12 protein-coding genes are annotated in these 19,610 nt (G+C 49.3%); 11 read left to right on the forward strand and 1 reads right to left on the reverse strand.

Annotation, left to right across the window (positions count from 1 at the left end; genetic code table 11):
• The first annotated feature begins 108 nt into the window (after positions 1-108).
• From ACYVGO_RS00970 to ACYVGO_RS01010, 9 genes are all read left to right on the forward strand, one after another.
• A complete protein-coding gene (locus ACYVGO_RS00970; protein ID WP_460966884.1) occupies positions 109-3,567 on the forward strand; it encodes a TonB-dependent receptor in 3,459 nt (1,152 codons plus the stop codon).
• A 154-nt stretch (positions 3,568-3,721) separates the two neighbouring features.
• Complete coding sequence (locus ACYVGO_RS00975; RefSeq protein ID WP_460966886.1) at positions 3,722-5,173, forward strand: RagB/SusD family nutrient uptake outer membrane protein; 1,452 nt, start codon at positions 3,722-3,724, stop codon at positions 5,171-5,173.
• A gap of 142 nt (positions 5,174-5,315) precedes the next feature.
• Positions 5,316-5,876 (forward strand): gluconate 2-dehydrogenase subunit 3 family protein, encoded by a 561-nt coding sequence (locus ACYVGO_RS00980; RefSeq protein ID WP_460966887.1) that lies wholly within the window; start codon positions 5,316-5,318, stop codon positions 5,874-5,876.
• A gap of 189 nt (positions 5,877-6,065) precedes the next feature.
• Complete coding sequence (locus ACYVGO_RS00985; protein WP_460966889.1) at positions 6,066-7,775, forward strand: GMC oxidoreductase; 1,710 nt, start codon at positions 6,066-6,068, stop codon at positions 7,773-7,775.
• 310 nt (positions 7,776-8,085) lie between these two features.
• Positions 8,086-10,269, forward strand: a complete 2,184-nt coding sequence (locus ACYVGO_RS00990; RefSeq protein WP_460966891.1) for a hypothetical protein — start codon at positions 8,086-8,088, stop codon at positions 10,267-10,269.
• A gap of 111 nt (positions 10,270-10,380) precedes the next feature.
• Positions 10,381-12,558 carry an alpha-amylase family protein gene (locus ACYVGO_RS00995; RefSeq protein WP_460966892.1) on the forward strand — a complete coding sequence of 726 codons (2,178 nt, stop codon included), beginning with the start codon at positions 10,381-10,383 and terminating at the stop codon, positions 12,556-12,558.
• Positions 12,559-12,712: 154 nt separating this feature from the next.
• Positions 12,713-14,482, forward strand: coding sequence for an L-lactate permease (locus ACYVGO_RS01000; RefSeq protein ID WP_460966894.1), 1,770 nt, complete (start codon positions 12,713-12,715; stop codon positions 14,480-14,482).
• A gap of 19 nt (positions 14,483-14,501) precedes the next feature.
• Positions 14,502-15,413: a sugar phosphate isomerase/epimerase family protein gene (locus ACYVGO_RS01005; RefSeq protein ID WP_460966896.1), complete on the forward strand. Its 912-nt coding sequence runs from the start codon at positions 14,502-14,504 to the stop codon at positions 15,411-15,413.
• A 203-nt stretch (positions 15,414-15,616) separates the two neighbouring features.
• The gene (locus tag ACYVGO_RS01010; protein ID WP_460966897.1) at positions 15,617-16,576 is read left to right on the forward strand and encodes a D-2-hydroxyacid dehydrogenase; all 960 of its coding nucleotides are present in this window, start codon (positions 15,617-15,619) and stop codon (positions 16,574-16,576) included.
• A gap of 132 nt (positions 16,577-16,708) precedes the next feature.
• Here ACYVGO_RS01010 and trhO read toward each other — a convergent pair whose 3' ends face one another.
• A complete protein-coding gene (trhO, locus tag ACYVGO_RS01015) occupies positions 16,709-17,686 on the reverse strand; it encodes an oxygen-dependent tRNA uridine(34) hydroxylase TrhO (protein WP_460966899.1) in 978 nt (325 codons plus the stop codon).
• Positions 17,687-17,864: 178 nt separating this feature from the next.
• On the opposite strand from trhO, the gene ACYVGO_RS01020 reads away from it, so the two are divergent.
• Both ACYVGO_RS01020 and ACYVGO_RS01025 read left to right on the forward strand, forming a co-directional pair.
• Positions 17,865-18,503 (forward strand): deoxynucleoside kinase, encoded by a 639-nt coding sequence (locus tag ACYVGO_RS01020; RefSeq protein WP_142773931.1) that lies wholly within the window; start codon positions 17,865-17,867, stop codon positions 18,501-18,503.
• A 649-nt stretch (positions 18,504-19,152) separates the two neighbouring features.
• The gene (locus ACYVGO_RS01025) at positions 19,153-19,515 is read left to right on the forward strand and encodes a hypothetical protein (RefSeq protein WP_460966901.1); all 363 of its coding nucleotides are present in this window, start codon (positions 19,153-19,155) and stop codon (positions 19,513-19,515) included.
• The last annotated feature ends 95 nt before the right edge of the window (positions 19,516-19,610 follow it).

A 19,610-nucleotide genomic window follows, 5' to 3' on the forward strand; every position in this document is an offset into this window, starting at 1 on the left:
GACAATGAATGGGTTGGGGGGATTTTGTTGAATTTTTTTGCTCACCCAACAAAACATGACAAATGTATGCAAAAACTACGCTTTGTAGATGAAAGGCTTTTAAGAATCATGCGTATAACCCTCATCCAATGGTTTCTGGTCTGTGCACTAGCCGGAATTTCGTGGGCACGTGATGGGAAAGCCCAGCAGCTTCTCGACCAGAGAATTACGCTTTCGGTAGAGAGTCAGAATGTAAAAAAAGTACTGCATCAGATTGAAAAACAGGTTGATGCCCGTTTTGTGTTTAGCTCGCAAATTATCCAGTCGGATCGTAAAATATCCGTTAAAAGCCAATCAGAGCCACTTTCGCAGGTATTGATCAAACTGCTGAAACCGCTTCAACTCGCCTACGAAGTGAGTGGCAACATGATCATCATCCGGCCCGATCGTCCGGCTAAACCGGCACCCGTTGATGTCGATCAGGCGTCTTTGGTAACGCCAATTGAACAGGTTGCCCGCTCGGTATCGGGAACGGTGAGTGACCAGACCGGCGTCACACTTCCCGGCGTAAACGTCGTCATAAAAGGAACGCAGAAAGGCACGACAACCGACGCACAGGGTCAGTTTAAACTGGAACTGCCCGACACCGAAACCACGCTCGTATTCAGCTCGGTTGGGTATTTGCCGAAAGAAGTCACTGTCGGGAACGAGTCTATCTTGACGGTGACGCTAACCACCGATACCAAAGCCTTAGGGGAAGTGGTTGTGGTGGGTTATGGAACCCAGAAACGGGCCGACGTAACCGCAGCCATTGCATCCGTACCGATGGGCGAGATTCGAGACATGCCCGTATCGAACGTAGCTACGGCCTTGCAGGGGAAAATTCCGGGGGTTGTCATTCAGCAAACCAGTGGCGCTCCCGGTAGCACGCCAGCCATTAAAGTGAGAGGCTTCGGCTCGATCAGTGCGGGCACCTCGCCCCTAATCGTGGTCGACGGAAATATTGTTGGTTCCGGCGTTTTCGGCTTGCTCAGTAGTATTGATATTGAAAGCATTGACGTCCTGAAAGATGCTTCATCCACAGCCATTTACGGGTCTAAAGGGTCTAATGGCGTTCTGCTGGTCACGACGAAACGCGGGAAACCGGGGCGTATGAATGTGAACCTGGATGTGTATACCGGCTTTCAGGAAATCACCAAGAAAATAGACCTGCTGAACTCGCAGCAATATGCTGAATTTGCCAAGGAAGCCTCCAATACGGCTTATCTAGACAATGTTCAGGGAGGCAACGCATCCGATCCAAACAGCGTTCGGCCGTCCAGTTACCTGCGGTATCGCTACCCACGGGGTGATTTGTTCGATTGGTTCAATTATGACGATCCAGCCAAAGTCGCCAATCTGCCCTACACCGATTTTCAGGATTTGATTTTTCGCCGGGCCAAGATGAGCAGCTACCAGCTTTCGGTATCGGGCGGTAATGAAAAAGCGCGGTATCTGGTAAGCGGGAGTTACCTGAAGCAGGACGGTATCATTCTGAAATCGTCGCTGGATCGGTACATTTTCCGGGCTAACGTTGAAGTGAACCTATTACCGAAGTTAAAAGTGGGTATGAACCTGAACCCTTCTTTCAAAAATGTTCAGGAGGTTACGGCTGAAAATCAGTGGTTTAATCAGGGCATCATTACGGCAGCACTGGCAGCTATTCCGATGGCTCCTGTTTATGCGGCCGATGGCTCCTATTCATCACAACTGGCGCTGGCGGCACCGTATAACCTGCCGGGCGTTACGAATCCGCTGGCCAATATTACCGAATATAACAGTCCCTATCTGTCGGGAAACCTGCTCGGAAATATCTACGCAGACTATGGATTCCTGAAGAATTTCAATTACCGGGCATCGGCCAACGTAAACTTCAGCGATAACCGACGCAATACCTACCGCACGTCGAGAATGCCGTTGAGCAACCTGTTGCCACCGACTACGGCCATGGGGACGGTTTACTCCGATCAGAATTTGAGCTGGTTGTTCAACCAGGTTGTGGGCTATACCAAAAACATAAACTCGGTACACAACATTGAGGCTCTGGTCGGTATGGAAGCTACGTCAACCAAGTTTCAGTCGAGCAGTGCTTCGGGGAGTTCATACGCCAATGACGTTGTCGAGACGTTGAATGCCAGCGCCAGTGGTTCCACAACGACTGCCTGGTCGTTCAAAACAGCCAATGCATCGGTCTCGTATTTTGCCCGAGCCAACTACAGTTACAAGGGCAAGTACTTGGCGAATCTGTCGGTTCGTCGGGATGGGTCGTCCATTTTCGGACCTGATAATCGTTGGGGTACATTTCCGGCGGGGTCGTTGGGCTGGCGCGTGAGCGAGGAATCGTTCATGAAAAATATACGAGCCATCTCCGAAACCAAACTTCGGGTTAGTTACGGGCTGTCGGGAAACAACGCATTCTCGGATAATTATCCCTACGTAGGCCAGTTGCGACCAGACAACTACAGCTTTAACAATAATCTGGTCAATGGGTTAGCGCCGTCTTCGCTGGCGAATTCGAAACTAGGCTGGGAGAAAAATCAGCAGTTCGATGCTGGTATTGACGTGGGTCTGGTCAATAACCGCATCTACCTGAGTGTCGATTATTACCATCGGATTACCAAAGACCTGTTGTTGTCGGTCAATGTGCCTTCGCTGACGGGTTTTACATCGGCCTATAAGAATATCGGGAAGATGGAAAATAAGGGGATGGAGTTTGCGCTCAATACCCGCAACATGACCAAAGGCTTTATCTGGAATACGACGTTTAACTTATCATTCAACCGCAACAAAGTGCTGGAACTCGGCCCAACCGGCGACCCGATCCGGACAACCAGCGGCAGTCTGGCCGATTTAACCATTACGCAGATCGGAGCGCCCATCGGTAGTTTTTACGGCTATAAGCAACTCGGAATTTTCCAGAATCAGGCCGATTTAGATGCCAACCCGCACGATGTTACATCCCGGCCGGGCGATGTGAAATACGCTGATATCGATGGCGATGGCAAAATCACGGCAACCGACCGTACTATCTTGGGCAACAACCAGCCCGATTTCATTTACGGCTTTACCAACTCGTTCAGCTACAAAGGTTTCGATCTGAATATTTCCTTTCAGGGTACGCAGGGCGGCAAAATTCTGAACATCGGTCGCCGGTACTTCGACAATATGGAGGGTAACCAGAATCAGATGACAACGGCCTTGCACCGCTGGCGGTCGGCGAGTGATCCGGGCGATGGTATCACGCCACGGGCCAATGAACGTAGCACGGGTAACAACAATGCCGTGTCGTCGCGCTGGGTTGAGGATGCCAGTTATGTGCGGATTCAGAACGTCAATCTGGGGTATCGGCTGCCAACAAAGCTGCTGAACAAGGTCAAGATCCAGCAACTGCGGTTGTACGTATCGGCTCAGAATCTCTACACCTGGACGAAGTACCTGAACTACAACCCGGAAGTGAGCAACTACGAAAGTCCCTTATCGGCTGGTATCGACTACGGCGCGTATCCACTGGCAAGGACCTATACGTTTGGTATCAATGTGGGATTTTGAGACAGAGTTAAACACAGAGGAACGGAGGATTTCACGGAGAACACAGCGTTTAATTATATGAAAAACACTGATTTATACCTCATTTAACCCTCTGTATTCTCTGTGGAACACTCTGTGCCTCTGTGTTTAAATTACCTTCTAATCAGTTTCAACAATGAAGATATATAGAATCCTTGCGAGCGTCCTGATGGTATTTTTCATCAGTTCGTGCCGCCAGCAATTCCTGGATTTAAGTCCGATTTCGAATGCCACGACCGATAATTTCTACAAAACGGGCGACGATATAAAAAACGCGCTTAGCGGAAGCTATGCCGCCCTGCAAGCCGATGGTATTGCGGGCAACAGCTACGTATTTGGCGATATAGCGTCCGACAATACAGTACCGGTAGCCTCCGGTTCCATCACCGATCAGGATGAGTTTGATCGCTTTTACATCAAAACGACGAACCCGTACATTTCTGGCCGATGGAATGACTGTTACTCGGCCATTGCGCGATTCAACACCATTCTGGATAAAATTGACGGGATTACGATGGACGCAGCCATCAAGAGTCGCTACATTGGTGAAGTGAAGTTTTTGCGGGGCTGGATTTACTTCATTCTGGTACAAACCTACGGCGATGTGCCCCTGGTGACCAAGCCGATCAACAACCCCGACGATGGGTACGCGTATACCCGTAACCCTAAAACGGAAGTGTATGCACAGATCGAAAAGGACCTCTCGGAGGCCGAAGCTGCTTTGCCTGTTACCTATACCGGGGTTGATGTGGGTCGGGCCACGAAGGGCGCTGCTAAATCCATGCTGGGTAAAGTGTACCTGACCCAGAAGAAGTATTCACAGGCAGTGGCCAAGTTGAAAGAGGTGATTGACCTGAACGTGTACGCTATTTTGCCCAGCTACGCCGATGTGTTTAAAGTGAGCAATAAGAATCACAAAGAGTCGGTGTTTGATGTGCAGTACAAATCGGGTGGATCAGCCGAAGGAAACCCCTGGCCGAACCTGTTTGCGCCCCAAAGCTCGGGTAATTCGGTCATTGCGTTCAGCGGTAATGGGAATAATCAACCGACAGAAGATTTGTACAAAGCCTATGAGCCAGGTGACATACGCAGGGATATTTCGATGGCCATCTCGTATGTCAATGCCAGCGGTCAGGTCGTGACGGCGAACTACGTAAAGAAGTATTTCGATACGCCCGCCACGAATAATGATAACGGCAACAACATTCCAATCATTCGCTATGCCGATGTGCTGTTGATGTATGCCGAGAGCTTAAACGAAGTGGGCTATCAGCCTACGGGCGAGGCTTTTACCTACCTGAATCAGATTCGTACCCGGGCAGGTTTGAAAGCGAAAACCGCTACCGATATTCCAGATCAGCAGTCATTCCGATTGGCTATGGAACAGGAGCGCCGGGTCGAACTTGCGTTTGAATGCTATCGCTGGTATGACCTCGTTCGTACGGGCCGGGCTATTCCACTTTTGAACAGCAAGAAAGACCAGATTCGATTAGTCAACGTGCTTACGGAGAATAATTTGGTCTTCCCGGTCCCTCAGGCGCAGATCGATGTCAACAAAGACAAGATCAAGCAAAATCCAGGGTATTAGATAATCGGTGTTGTCGCCTTCTAGTATTATATTTTTTAACAGGATTTACAGGATGAACAGGATTATCTCCAATAAACCAATCCTGTTCATCCTGTAAATCCTGTCAAAAAAAAGATTGTAGCCAAACGTAATTGATAAACAAATGAACAGACGGGAAGCAGTAGCGCGAGTGGCCTGGTTGATGGGCGGAACGCTGTCGGCACCAACCCTGATGGCCATGAGCCGTTGGGAGGAGGGAATTGACAATCAAAAAACTCGGCCTCAAACCGCCGATTCTATATTGGACGACGGACAACGCGAAATCGTGGCTCGCGTATCGGATATGATCATTCCCAAAACTGATACGCCGGGTGCAATTGATGTCGGCGTACCCGAGTTCATGGATGTGATGCTCCGCGATTGTTACAAAAAGCCTGCTCAGGATGCCTTTATTGCTGGGGTGCAGGAGTTGGAACGCAAGAACTTCTTAGGTCTTAAACCGGATCAGCAGACGGCCCTATTGAAGCAGGTCGAAGCCAGTGCTACGCCCAGCGCCACCAGCCCGTCGTTCTGGCAAATTGTCAAGGAGGTTACGCTACTGGGCTATTTCACGTCGGAAGCGGGCATTAAAGCATCATTTGATTATCAGCCCATTCCAGGTCGATTCGAGGCCATTAAGATCAAGCCGGGCCAGAAAGATTTTATGTACGGAAATCAAGTGTGAAATAAACTAGTGTGGTTAGTGTGGTGTCGGGTACTTACACCTGACACGCGCGAGGTTTCTTAAAACCTCGTGTCATTAGGTTTTGAGAAACCTAATATGTCAGATGTAAGCACCGCGCGGGCGGCCCCGCTGACAGCACTAGCAGCAATTCAATCATTCACACATTCACTAATTCAATCATTCTAAAACATGAATCTGAATATAAAATCCGACAAGGCACAAACATACGATGCCATTGTGGTTGGCTCGGGCATGACCGGCGGCATGGCGGCTAAAGAGCTGACCGAGAGAGGGTTAAAGGTATTGATGCTCGAACGGGGCTACGAACTCAAGCACGTTGAGGATTATAAAACCGCCATGAAAGACCCCTGGGAGTTCGAACATCGGGGCAAAATAACCAACCTCGCGGCCGAAGAGCATTACGCTAGTATGTACTTCTCGGCCAAAGAAGGCACGCAATACCTGTACACCAACGACGCCGAGAACCCGTATATCCAGAAACGGCCCTTCAACTGGATTCGAGCCTATCATACGGGTGGCAAGTCGTTGTTATGGGGAAAACAATCCTACCGCTGGAATCGTGAGGATTTCCTCGCCAATGCCAAACAGGGACTTGGTGTTGAATGGCCAATTGGCTACGACGATCTTGTGCCCTGGTACGATTACGTCGAAAAGTTTGTGGGTGTGAGCGGTCAGGCAGAGGGACTCGACGTGTTGCCGGACGGTAAGTTTCTGCCACCGATGGCCATGACAGCCCCCGAATTGCATTTGAAAAAATCGGTAGGGCAGAAGCTGAACCGACCCATTACGATTGGTCGCGTGGCGCATTTGACGAAGCCTCAACCCTGGCATACGGCATTAGGACGGGCTACTTGTCAGTTCCGAAACCGGTGTTCGCGAGGTTGTCCGTTCGGCGCGTATTTCAGTTCGCTGGCTGCTACCATTCCAGCGGCTCGCCAAACTAATCGGCTTACGATTGTGCACAACGCCATTGTGAAAGAGATCTTGCTGGATAGTCAGGGGCAGAAGGCAAAAGGCGTACGGGTAATTGACCAGAATACGATGGAGGTTCGGGAGTTTTACGCCAAAGTAATTTTCCTGAACGCGGGTACGATTGGCTCTACGTCCATTCTGATGAACTCAAAATCGTCGCGTTTCCCAACCGGATTAGGTAACGACAGCGATCAACTGGGCCGGAATCTCATGGATCACCACCTCAGCGTGGGCGCTCGTGCCGACATCGAAGGCTTTGAAGACGACTATTATTTTGGTGCCCGACCCAATGCCTTGTACATCCCGCGTTTCCGAAACTGGGGGAACGACAAACGCAGCTACCTCCGTGGGTTCGGTTACCAGGGTGGTGCATCGCGGGCCGATTGGTCGCGGGGAGCTGCAGAAACGGGCTTTGGTGCTGATTTCAAGGCGAAGATGACCCAACCCGGTCCCTGGAAAATTAACCTGAGCGGCTTCGGCGAAGTGCTTCCCGATCCGAATAACCGGTTCTATCTCAGCGAAGACCAAACCGATAAATGGGGCTTACCTAAAGTGGTGTTCGATGCAGATTTTGGCGAGAACGAACGCGCCATGCGGAAAGACATCATGAACGACGGGGCCGAAATGCTCGAAGCGGCTGGTTGCAAAAACGTGGTTCCTTACGACAATGCCGTTGCGCACATGGGCCTGGGTATTCATGAAATGGGCACGGCCCGCATGGGTAAAGATCCGAAAACGTCGGTGCTTAACAAGTTCAATCAGGTACACGCCTGCAAGAACGTATTCGTCACAGACGGTTCGGCCATGACCTCAGCCTCGAACGTGAACCCATCCATTACGTATATGGCGCTCACGGCGCGGGCCGCTAAACACGCCGTCGATCAATTGAAAGCGCGGAGTCTTTGATTGGTTTACCCCTAAATCCCCTAAAGGGGACTTTGCTCATTGGCGGATAAAGTTCCCTTTAAGGGAGGGCTGTTAAGTTCTAGCGTCTTTACCCCCCAGCCCCCTGAAGGGGGAGTACTCCGAAGTGGGTTTTCTCCCCCTTCAGGGGGCTGGGGGTAAAGGCAAACCAACAAAAGAATCTTATTAAGAGAAGAAAATTTAGAACTTAACAACCCTGCCCTGAAGGGGATTTAGGGGTATGGCACTCCTAAGAATAAGGACTTTACTTTCTCTAACTGTTTCTCCGACTACGCCAAACCCATAGCCCCGAATGCACAGGCAATACATTGTTCATTTTTTATACGTTCTAGCTCTTTCCCTCACGTTGCCGGGGATTGCCTCCGCACAGGCAACGAGCCAGAAACCTCAGCTAACTATTTCGTTCGATATAGCCAGTAAGCCTATTCAGTTTGGTGTCAGTCATTTAGAAAAAGTACTTAAAGAGTCTGGCCAGACTGTTCGGAAAATGCAATTTACGCTAGGGAAAAAAGTAACCGGCGTTTTTATTGTGGTTGAATCAGCCGTGGGTGAGTTGTTCATTCGGAATGAGGGTTACCGGATTAGTTATCAGAATAATAATCTGCTGATAACTGCCGTCGATGATGCCGGTGCCATGTATGGGGTTCTGGATGTAGCGGAACAAATCCAGATGGGTAAAAGCTGGAAAACGCTGACACCCAAGGCTGTTAATCCACATTTTACGGTTCGGGCCTTGAAGGTGAATTTGCCCTGGTCGTCCTATCGAAAGGGCCCTGCGATGGACGTACACAAAGATGTATGCCGCGATCTGGCGTATTGGCAGCGTATGCTGGACCAAATGGCTGAAAATCGCTTCAACGTTCTATCGCTCTGGAATGTCCATCCGTTCTCCTACATGGTGAAGCCGACCAACTTTCCGGAGGCTAACAGCTTCTCGCCCAACGAAATGGCCGACTGGAAGTACTTCTGGACAAGCCTGTTCCGAATGGCGAAAGAGCGGGGAATCGAACCGTATATTGTAAACTGGAACATTGCCGTATCGCCCGAGTTTGCGAAGGCGTATGGCGTGAAGGAGCGGAACGATACGTCGGCGGTGGTGAAGCGGTACACACGCGAAGTGGTTACACAGGTTATTAACGAATACCCGGATTTAGCAGGCATCGGAATCACTCTGGCGGACTGGATGAGCAACTTCAGTGGTACCAATTCAACGCTGCCGGAGATGACGCCCAAAGACCGTGAGGATTGGATTGAAGAGACGGTAGTGGCCGGTATCAAATCGGCTAATCGTCCGGTTAAGTTGCTTCACCGTTCCGTACTCTCGGCCGATCCCGGCGAAATGCGACGCGTGATCAACAACGCTCACTTGCCCGATACGACGCTGGTCGAAATCAAGTTCAACTGGTCGCACGGGCACTCGACACCCGTGCTGGCGTTGACCCACGATTCGCATTCGGGGAAGCGGGATGATGGCTACTGGAACCCGATGCCGTCGAATTACCGCATTCAGTGGATGATTCGGAACGAGGATTTTTTCATTCTTCGCTGGGGGCAGCCGGATTTCATTCGTCGGCACATCGCGCAGAATACGGCTCCTTACGTCAATGGGTATTTCGTTGGCTCTGAAGGGTATATACCCGCTAATGATTATTCACATGTGGCCAGCGCACATAAGACCTGGACGTATGCCTTCGAGAAACAATGGCTGTTTTATCAGCTTTGGGGACGTCTGCTTTATGATCCTGCCACGCCCGATGCGGTCTTTGAAGCGGCTTTCGCGAACCGTTATGGATTGAAATCAGGCAAATCGATGCTTGAAGCATATGCAGCGGCTAGCCAGATGCCGTTGAGATTGGCGTCTTTTTACGGTTCAACCTGGGATTATACCTTGTATTCGGAAGGTTTCCTGGCTCCCTTTTCGGCTGGCAAAGGCGCGCAGGATACGGTGTCAAGCTTTATTTCGATCAATGAGTTAATCGACCATTCTACGTTAGATCCGGCTTATTTGTCGATTAAAGATTACGTTGGCCAGATAGTCGCAAAGAAGAAAATAGCCGCTGGTAAAATGACGCCAATTGCGGTAGCCGATTTACTGGATGCGGATTGTAAAACGGTTCTCCAGCGAGTGCAGCAGCTTCGTTCGGGCGCTTCTCCTACATTGGCTTGTGAGTTAGCCGATCTGGAAACCTGGGCCTACTTAAGCCGCTATTTTGCAGATAAACTCCGGGCCGCCGTGGCGCTTCAAACCTACCGATTTTCGCAGGATAAAACGCAGCAACAGAAGGCGATTACCTACCTAAATCAGTGTCTGCGTCATTGGCAGAAAGTCAGCGAAATTACGACCAGTCATTATCACGAAGTGCCTTACAATGAGGGCTATATCTCGAAAGAGAATGCCTATAAAGACTCCCAGCGCTTTTTGTGGAGCAATTACCTGCCGCAGGTCGAACGCGACATTGTCCTGGCAAAAGAATAAAAAATAGTAAACACAGAGTCACAGAGAGCACAAAGCGGTAAAGAGGCCGAAGTCCGAGAAAGAATTACTCTGTGTTCTCTGTGCCTCTGTGGTTAATTGAAATTTTTACTTATGGAACGAAGAGATTTTATTAAAACCACCGGCCTCATCGGCAGCGCTTATGCATTGTCTGGGCCGTCGGCTCTGGCTAGTTCATCTGCCAATATACTGGCTCCAACTGAAACGTACTGGCTCGATGGCCCGATGCGGTGGGCGCAGCTTGCTTTTGTCGAGCGCGACCCCGGCCACTACGATCCGGATTTCTGGCTCACCTACTTCAAACGGATTCACGCCGATGGTGCCTTGCTCAGTGCTGGGGGTATCGTCGCTTTTTATCCAACGAAAATTCCTCTGCATCACCGCAGCGACTTCATGGGTAATTCCGACACGTTGGGGTATCTGGTGGAAGGCTGCAAAAAACAGGGCATGAAAATCATGCTCCGTACCGATCCGCATGCCGCCCGGCAGGATGTTTATGCGGCACACCCCGACTGGATAGCCGTAACCGTCGATAGAAAGCCGCGCCGTCACTGGGCCAACCCGGAGTTGTGGGTCACCTGCGCCTTAGGGCCGTATAATTTTGAGTTCATGACACAGGTGAATCAGGAAATCATGGAGAAATTCCAGCCCGAAGGTATTTTCTCGAACCGATGGCATGGTCATGATATCTGCTATTGTGAACACTGTACTCGTAACTTCAAAGCAGCCTCCGGCCTGGAATTGCCCAAGACTGCCGACAAGCTCGATCCAACGTACCGCAAATGGGCAGATTGGCGAATGAAGCGCCTACGAGAAGTATGGTCTGTGTGGGACGCGGGCATCCGTAAGCAGAAACCGACGGCTCGTTTCATTCCCAACGGATTTCCGGATAAGGTTATGACCGGCAAAGAAGCCGATCTTTTCTTCGCCGACCAACAGGCCCGACGCGGTCTGATGGCACCCTGGTCCAATGGGAAAGGGGCCAAAGAACTCCGTTCGACGTTGGGACTGAAGCCATTGATCGGTATCTTTAGTGTGGGCATCGAAGAGGAATTTCGGTGGAAAGATTCGGTGCAGAGCGACGCCGAAATTCGGATTTGGGTGGCAGAGGGTACCGCCAACGGAATGCGCCCCTGCTTCGTGAAGTTCGGAGGGGACATCTACGACAAACGCTGGATAGAGGCCGTCGCCAAACTGTACGAAGGCTACTATAAAAATGAGAAATACCTGCGAAACACTGCTTCGCTATCACGCGTGGGCGTTGTTTACTCGGAACAAACTGACCGTAATTACGGTGGCAAACCCTGGCAGCAGAAAAGCAGCGACCACCTGGACGGTATGTATCACGCCCTCGTAGAGAGCCGCATTCCCTTCGATATGGTGAATGATCGGCTGCTTACCCCCGAGGATTTGAAGCGATTCAAGTTGTTGATTCTACCCAACATTGCGGCTCTTTCGGATGCGCAATGCCAACAGATTCAGGCGTTCGTAGCTAATGGCGGTAGTATTGTGTCCACCTTTGAAACATCATTGTATGACGAAGAAGGCAAACAACGGCCTGATTTCGGTTTAGCCAGCTTGTTCGGTGTTTCGTACGACCAGAAAGTAGAAGGACCATTGCGAAACAGTTATCTGCAATTGCGGAACGATGCCAAAAACAGCCAGACGCAACTGATTCTGAAAGGACTGGACGATACACCCCGCATTATCAATACGATTTATAAAGTCGATGTGAAACCAACGACCACGTTCCCCAGCCCGATCACGCTGATACCTACCTACCCCGATTTGCCGATGGAGGATGTGTACCCACGCGTGGCCGAAACCGATACGCGGGAACTCTACCTTCGGCAGGTTGGCAAAGGTCGTGTGGCCTATATTCCCGGCGATCTGGATCGCTCGTTCTGGCAAATGATGGGTACCGATCATGGCCAACTGCTAAGTAATGTGGTCAACTGGGCGCTGAACGAGGAGCCCATTGCTACCGTAACGGGGCCGGGCGTGATTGATGTTACTGCCTGGCGGCAGGCTAATTCCATGACTGTCCATCTGGTAAACCTGACCAATCCAATGATGATGAAAGGCCCTTTCCGCGAGTTGATACCCGTAGAAGCTCAGGTTAGTATTGCGGTTCCAACTGGTGCAAAAGTGACTGGTGTGAAACTACTGATGAGCGACCAAAAGCCTAAATTTGAGCTAAAGGGCAACAAAGTAACCGTAACGGTGCCCAAGATTCTCGATCACGAGATTGTTGCGTTGGATTTGGTGTAGCTGAGTAGGACTGTGATGTCAGTTTCTTAAAACTGACATATGAGGTTTCTCAAAACCTAATCAGTACACGAGGTTTTGAAAAACCTCGCACGTCGGGTTTAAGAACCCGACGCCACGGTCGATTGAAAATCAATTCATTAACAGAATATACCTCATGGTCTGGAAACAAGTTATTGATCCATTTAACAGCATTGCTTTATCCGTACTCGTAGCGGCAGTGCCGATTCTATTTATATTCTGGGCGCTGATTATCAGGAAAATGAAGGGGTATCAGGCCAGTTTGATCGCTACAGGATTGGCCATGATTATTGCCATTCTTGTGTACGGAATGCCCATAAAACTGGCGCTTTTGTCGGCGGCTCACGGGGCCTTGTATGGGCTATTCCCCATTTGCTGGCTGGTGACCATGGCCGTTTTTCTATTTAACGTCACCGTGAAAAGTGGACAGTTCGAGATCATAAAACACTTCATGGCATCGATCACCTCCGACCGACGGTTGCAGGCGTTGCTGATCGCCTTTTCGTTCGGGTCTTTTCTGGAAGGTACCGCCGGATTTGGCGCGCCCGTGGCTATTACGGCAGCGATGTTGGTCGGGCTGGGATTCAATCCACTCTATGCGTCGGGTATTTGCCTGATTGCCAATACGGCACCCGTTGCCTTTGGGTCTATCGGTATTCCTATTACGGTCGCTTCGCAAGTGTCGGGTATTCCCGAATTGCCTATTTCACAGATGGTTGGTCGGACATTGCCGATTCTGTCGATCATGTTGCCCTTTTATCTGGTGAGCATTATTGCCGGTTTCAAAAAAGCGCGGGAAATATGGCCAGCCGTGCTGGTGTCTGGTCTTTCATTTGCTATCCTTCAGTATTTGTCCTCGAATTTTCTTGGTCCTGCTTTACCCGACGTGATTGGCGGACTTGGTTCAATTATCTGCCTGATGGTTTTACTGCGCTTCTGGAAACCGAAGACGATCTGGCGCTTTGCCAATGAACCCGCAGCCACAATCAATACCGACATTAGCTATACAAACGGACAGCTCATCAGAGCCTGGTCGCCGTTTATTGTGCTGACAATCATGGTCATTGCCTGGGGAATACAACCCATAAAGGATGTTCTAAATTCGGCGGGGATGACCCAGTTTGAATTTCCGGGCCTGCACAATGCCATTCAGGGAGAAGATGGAAATCTGTTGCCTAAAATATTCAAATTCAACTACTTCTCTGCCGCCGGAACGGCCATTTTGATTGCTGCCCTAGTGGTTATTCCGCTGGTTGGTTTGAGTTATCGGGAGGGTGCGCAAGTATTTGGGGCCACGCTAAACCAACTCCGGTTTCCTATTCTGACGATTGCAGCGGTGTTAGGATTCGCCTACATCCTGAATGATTCGGGCATTACGCTCACACTGGCCGAAGTGCTGGCGAATACGGGTTACCTATTTCCATTTTTTGCGCCCGTACTAGGCTGGCTGGGTGTGTTCATTACCGGCTCCGATACATCGGCTAATGCGTTATTTAGTAAACTCCAATATGCCACAGCCCAGTCTATCGGCGTTGACCCGGTAGTGACCGTAGCCGCCAATATATCAGGCGGTGTGGTTGGTAAAATGATTTCGCCCCAATCCATTGCTGTAGCTGCGGCTGCGGGTAATCTGGTGGGCAAAGAATCCGAACTGTTTCGCTTTACCGTGAAGCATAGTTTCTACATGCTAATCTTCATTTGCCTTATTGTTCTGGCTCAGGCATACGCCATGAAATGGATAATTCCGGTCTACGAAATGCTTGGCAGCAAGAAAGCCGCATCCATCCCCGACTTATCGAAAGGCTACATGTACCTGATTGTATTAGGGGTATTGTTAGTCGGAATAGCCATTTCCGTTCTGTCGACTGCCAAAAAGAAAGTACAAACTCCCGATTTAGTTAATTAATGATTGCACCTGAATTGATATGAATGCACCACTTTGTAACTACATGAAAGTTGGTCTGGTCCATTTCATGGCATTTCCCGAAACCATGAAGGGCGAAGGGCCCGTGTTTGAAACCATTAAAAAAGTTGTGTTAGATGAGTACTTCACGGCTATAGAAATTACGACCGTCAACGACCTGGCGGTTCGCCGGAACGTGAAAAGTCTGCTGGATTCCTCGCACATGACAGTCGCGTACGCGGCTCAACCCCGACTGCTAACAACGGGTCTTAACCTGAATGACACCAATGAAGAAGGGCGGCAACGGGCACTCGCCAATGTGAAAGAAGGTATCGATGAAGCCTATGAGCTAGGGGCTACCGGCTACTCGTTCCTGAGCGGAAAGTACGAAGAGGCCCGAAAAGAAGAAGCGTTTGACCTGCTCGTAAAATCGACCAACGAAATCTGCGCCTATGCAAAAAGCAAGGGTGATATGAAAGTTTCGCTGGAAGTGTTTGATTATGATGTCGATAAGAAATCCCTGATTGGCCCCGCCGATCTGGCGTTACGTTACGTGCAGGAAGTTCGGAAAGAGCATGATCATTTTGGCCTAATGGTCGATTTGAGCCATATACCCCTGATTCACGAAACGATTGAAGAGTCATTGCTGCCCGTTAAGGAGTATATTACGCACGCCCACATTGGCAACTGCGTGGTCAAAAGTCCGGACATGCCTGCCTATGGCGATGTGCATCCACGATTCGGATTCCCAAACGGCGAAAACGACGTGCCCGAAGTAACGCATTACCTGAAAGTACTGCTCGATATTGGTTATTTGAATACCGAAAACCCACCTATCGTCAGTTTTGAGGTGAAACCCTTTGGTGATGAAGACCCGGATGTCGTAATTGCCAACGCCAAACGGACGCTGAACGAAGCCTGGGCGCGGGTGTAGTTAATCCTGTGGATTCCCTTGTTCTCGCTTGGCTACGCCGAGTGAGTGCTATTCCTTCAAGGGCCTCTGGCCCGTTTTTGTCACCCATCTCCGGCCAGAGGCCGTAAAAAAAATAGGCCTCACTCGGCGTAGCCAAGCGAGAACGTGAGGAACATGCGTACGTGCGGAATTGAATTTTATTCCATAACAAGAAAAAACCAACAATGAAGATTGTCGTATTAGATGGGTACACCCTGAATCCGGGCGATTTATCCTGGGAAGGCTTAGAAAAACTGGGAGATGTAACGGTGTACGATCGAACCCCCGCCGAGCTGGTGGTGGAACGCGCAAAAGACGCCGAAGTCATTTTTACGAATAAAACACCTCTTGGCGAAGACCTCTTAACGCAGCTACCCGCGTTGAAATTTATTGGCGTTCTGGCCACTGGGTATAATATCATCAACACGGATGTTGCCAAACAGAAGGGAATAATTGTCGCCAATGTACCTGGTTATGGAACCGCGTCGGTAGTTCAGTTAACCTTTGCCCTGCTGCTCGAATTAACCCAACACGTGAAACACCATAGCGATGCGGTGCGGGATGGCAAATGGGCTAAGTCGATTGACTGGTGTTTCTGGGATTTTCCATTAGTTGAACTGGCGGGCAAAACCATCGGGATTATTGGGTTTGGCAGTATCGGCGAGAAAGTGGGCGACATTGCCACGGCCTTTGGTATGAACATCATTGGCTCAAAACGACACCAGTCCGATCAATCGCACCGGGCTAATTTCCGTTGGGCTGAAATTCCCGAATTGCTGAAAGAATCGGACGTAGTGAGTATTCATTGCCCGTTAACGCCAGAAACGCAGGGCCTGATCAATAAAGAGAATCTGGCCCTGATGAAGCCGTCGGCTTTCCTGTTGAATACATCGAGAGGTCCCATTGTTGTCGATCAGGACCTGGCCGATGCACTGAATGCGGGGGTCATTGCCGGAGCCGGAATCGATGTACTGTCGAAAGAACCGCCACCCGCCGACAATCCGTTATTTACCGCGAAGAACTGCCTGATCACACCACACATCGCCTGGGCAACCATAGAAGCCAGAGGCCGATTAATGGACATCACCGTGCAGAATCTTGCTGCCTTTATGGATGGGAAGCCGGCCAATGTGGTGAACAGGTAGACTATAACTTTTTGATTTAGTAGGCTAGATGACGAGTTTTTGTCATTCCGACGCCAGGAGGAATCTCAAGCTTCTCATTAGTCAAGCTTGAGATTCCTCCTGGCGTCGGAATGACAAAAAAAGTATCTGAATTTAATTATTGATGACGACTTCCGCCTTCTGCCCCTGTCGGCTTTTGTAGCCCTGGATAGGGGAGTAGCTTTGGGTTTGTTTACCGTAATAGCCCGTGCCGTCGTAAGGGCGTAGATTTGGATCTTCTTTGCAGGCATCTGTGCAAGTGCCTGCGTGCTCGTGTCCACAATCGTCGCAAAGCGTAATATGGTTGTTGCAGACTGGGCTGGCGCAGTTAATCATGCGACTAGTGGGCGTACCACACCGGTAGCAGGTTGATACAATGACGGGATTGACATGATTGACTGGTACCGTTACGCGGTTATCGAACACATAGCATTCGCCGTCGAAATCCTCGCCACCGGCTTCCATACCGTATTTTATAATGCCGCCATGAAGCTGATACACATTATCGAAGCCTTGCGAAAGGAGATAGGCCGACGCTTTCTCGCACTTGATACCCCCCGTGCAATAGGTAATGATTTTCTTGCCGGAGCCTTTCAGATGCTCGATTTCGGCCACGTGTTCGGGTAGTTCGCGCAGGTTATCCATATCGAACGTAATGGCTCCTTTGAACTTGCCAACTTCGTGTTCGTAATTTGATCGCATATCGACCAGCACGACATCGGGGTCATTTTTAAGTTGCTTAAACTCCTCTGGTTCGAGATGGATGCCTGTTTGCCGGAGTGGATCAACGCCTAGATCAGAATGAACAATCTCGGCCTTCACCCGAACGTGCAGTTTCTGAAACGTATGCCCGTCAGCTTCATCGATCTTAAATTCTGTATCAGCAAAACGAGGATCGGCATGGAGAGCGGCTATGTAGGCTTCGCAATCAGCTGTTAGGCCCGATACCGTTCCGTTCAACCCTTCAGGGGCCACAATAACGCGTCCGAGTAGGTTCAGGCGCAGGCACAACAAATGATGTTCTTCCCGATATTGCTCCGGGTTTTCAATCGGCGAATAAATATAGTAAAGAAGAACGCGGTACGGTTTCATTAGCAAAGAGCGAAAGGGTGAATGAGCGAACGTGTGCAGCTCAATGTCCAGTCTCAATTACAAAATTAAATTAAAACAGTGATTAGTTCCCTGATGTTGGTCAGGTGGCATGACCTATCTACATTTATTGGCCAGAAATTACCCGGCAAACTGGCAACTAACGACTATCGACTAAACAATGCATATTGCTATTACTGGAAATATTGGGGCTGGCAAAACAACGCTAGCCGAATTGCTGGCTGCTCACTATGGCTGGGAAGTACTTTATGAGGCTGTAGAGGGAAACCCCTATCTGGCCGATTTCTACGAAGATATGCCGCGCTGGTCATTCAATCTGCAGATCTATTTCCTCAATAGCCGCTTTGTGCAGATGACAAAAATCATGGACAGCAAGCGAAAAAATCAAGGGCTCACATTGGTGCAGGACCGGACTATTTACGAAGATGCTGCCATTTTTGCCCGTAATCTCTATCAGAACGAAACCATGTCTGAACGGGATTATTTCACATATCGCCAGGTCTTTGAGAATATGATGAGCCTCGTTCGCCCACCCGATCTGATGATTTATCTCCGGGCCAGCCTGCCTAAACTTCGTGAACGGATTCAGAAACGGGGCCGGTCGTTTGAGCTGGCTATTAGCGATGACTACCTGGCTAGTTTAAACCAACTCTATGAAGAATTTGTGGATGCCTATGACCTCGGCCCTTTGCTAATCCTGGACGTAAATGAATTGGATTATGTGAATCAGCCTTTGGATCTCGCTAAAGTTATTCGACAGGTCGACGGCTGGCTAGATGGTTCGAGAGAAGAACATTAAAATTTAGTCAAAAAAAAGCCGGACTCAACTGGCCCGGCTTTTCTGAATTACATAATAAAGCTTATATGTACTATGTACGCGATGGTCGTGTATTTCGTTGCTTGATTTTGAGAATAAGTTTGGTTGTCGAATCGAAACCACAAACCTGTTCATTTAGAAATTTATTTTAACTGCTTGTTATACAGGCAATAAAGTAGAATAATTACCCCTGTTGCTACGAGTACGATTGGGTTTTCGCAATCCAGGAGATAGAAGACATAGCTGGCACACAGTATCATAAAGAAACATGCCAGAAGGCTTATAAAAGACGACGAAGGCTGCAAGGGGTGGTTGATGATGGTAGGTAAAGATATAAAAATGAAATTAAGTAAACTTGTAATTATTGGTTTATAAATATTATATCTTTTTTGCCTTGCCTAGCCATTTTACTGGTGACGTTACTCAGTAGCAGACTGCCATTGTGTTTGCCTGATTTATAGATTATAGTCCTGCCTGGTTTCTTTAAAAGTATAGCCACATGAAATGACATAAAACCTGCTATTTGTTTAGTCATTTCTACCAGTTGCCAACTCCCACATTGATTGCATCCGTAGGCCACGTTGCTTTGTAAGTAGCAATAGCTAATAAACACTGAACTACATACAAGGCAATGGCAAACGAAAAAAGCGTTATCGACGAATGGTCCGTTCGTGATCTGGAAGATGGGTCCTCGTTAACAATCACAGCAGTAAGCTGCACTGAACTGGGCAACCAGTCGCAGCCGGGTATTCAGGTCTATTACATGGGTAATATTATTAACTATGAACCCCTGATTGTTGAGCGCTGGGCCTATCAGGCGTCTAAAACCGGAGTAGATGAGTATTTGCTGGAAGACCAATCCTGGATGGTTCATCAGGACCAATTTGTGAAAAACTACCTGGTACTTGGCTCTCCCCTGAAGGCGAAGGTAGAAGTGAAGACGCGCTCATCTAAAGTGATTTCCAGAGAGTACGAGTTGCCTTTTGAGGTATAGAAGTAGTATATTATTTAACCACAGAGGCACAGAGAACACGGAGTTAAGATAACTGATCCTAACTCCGTGTTCTTTGTGCCTCTGTGGTTAATACG

The organism is Spirosoma migulaei (genome assembly GCF_054776855.1).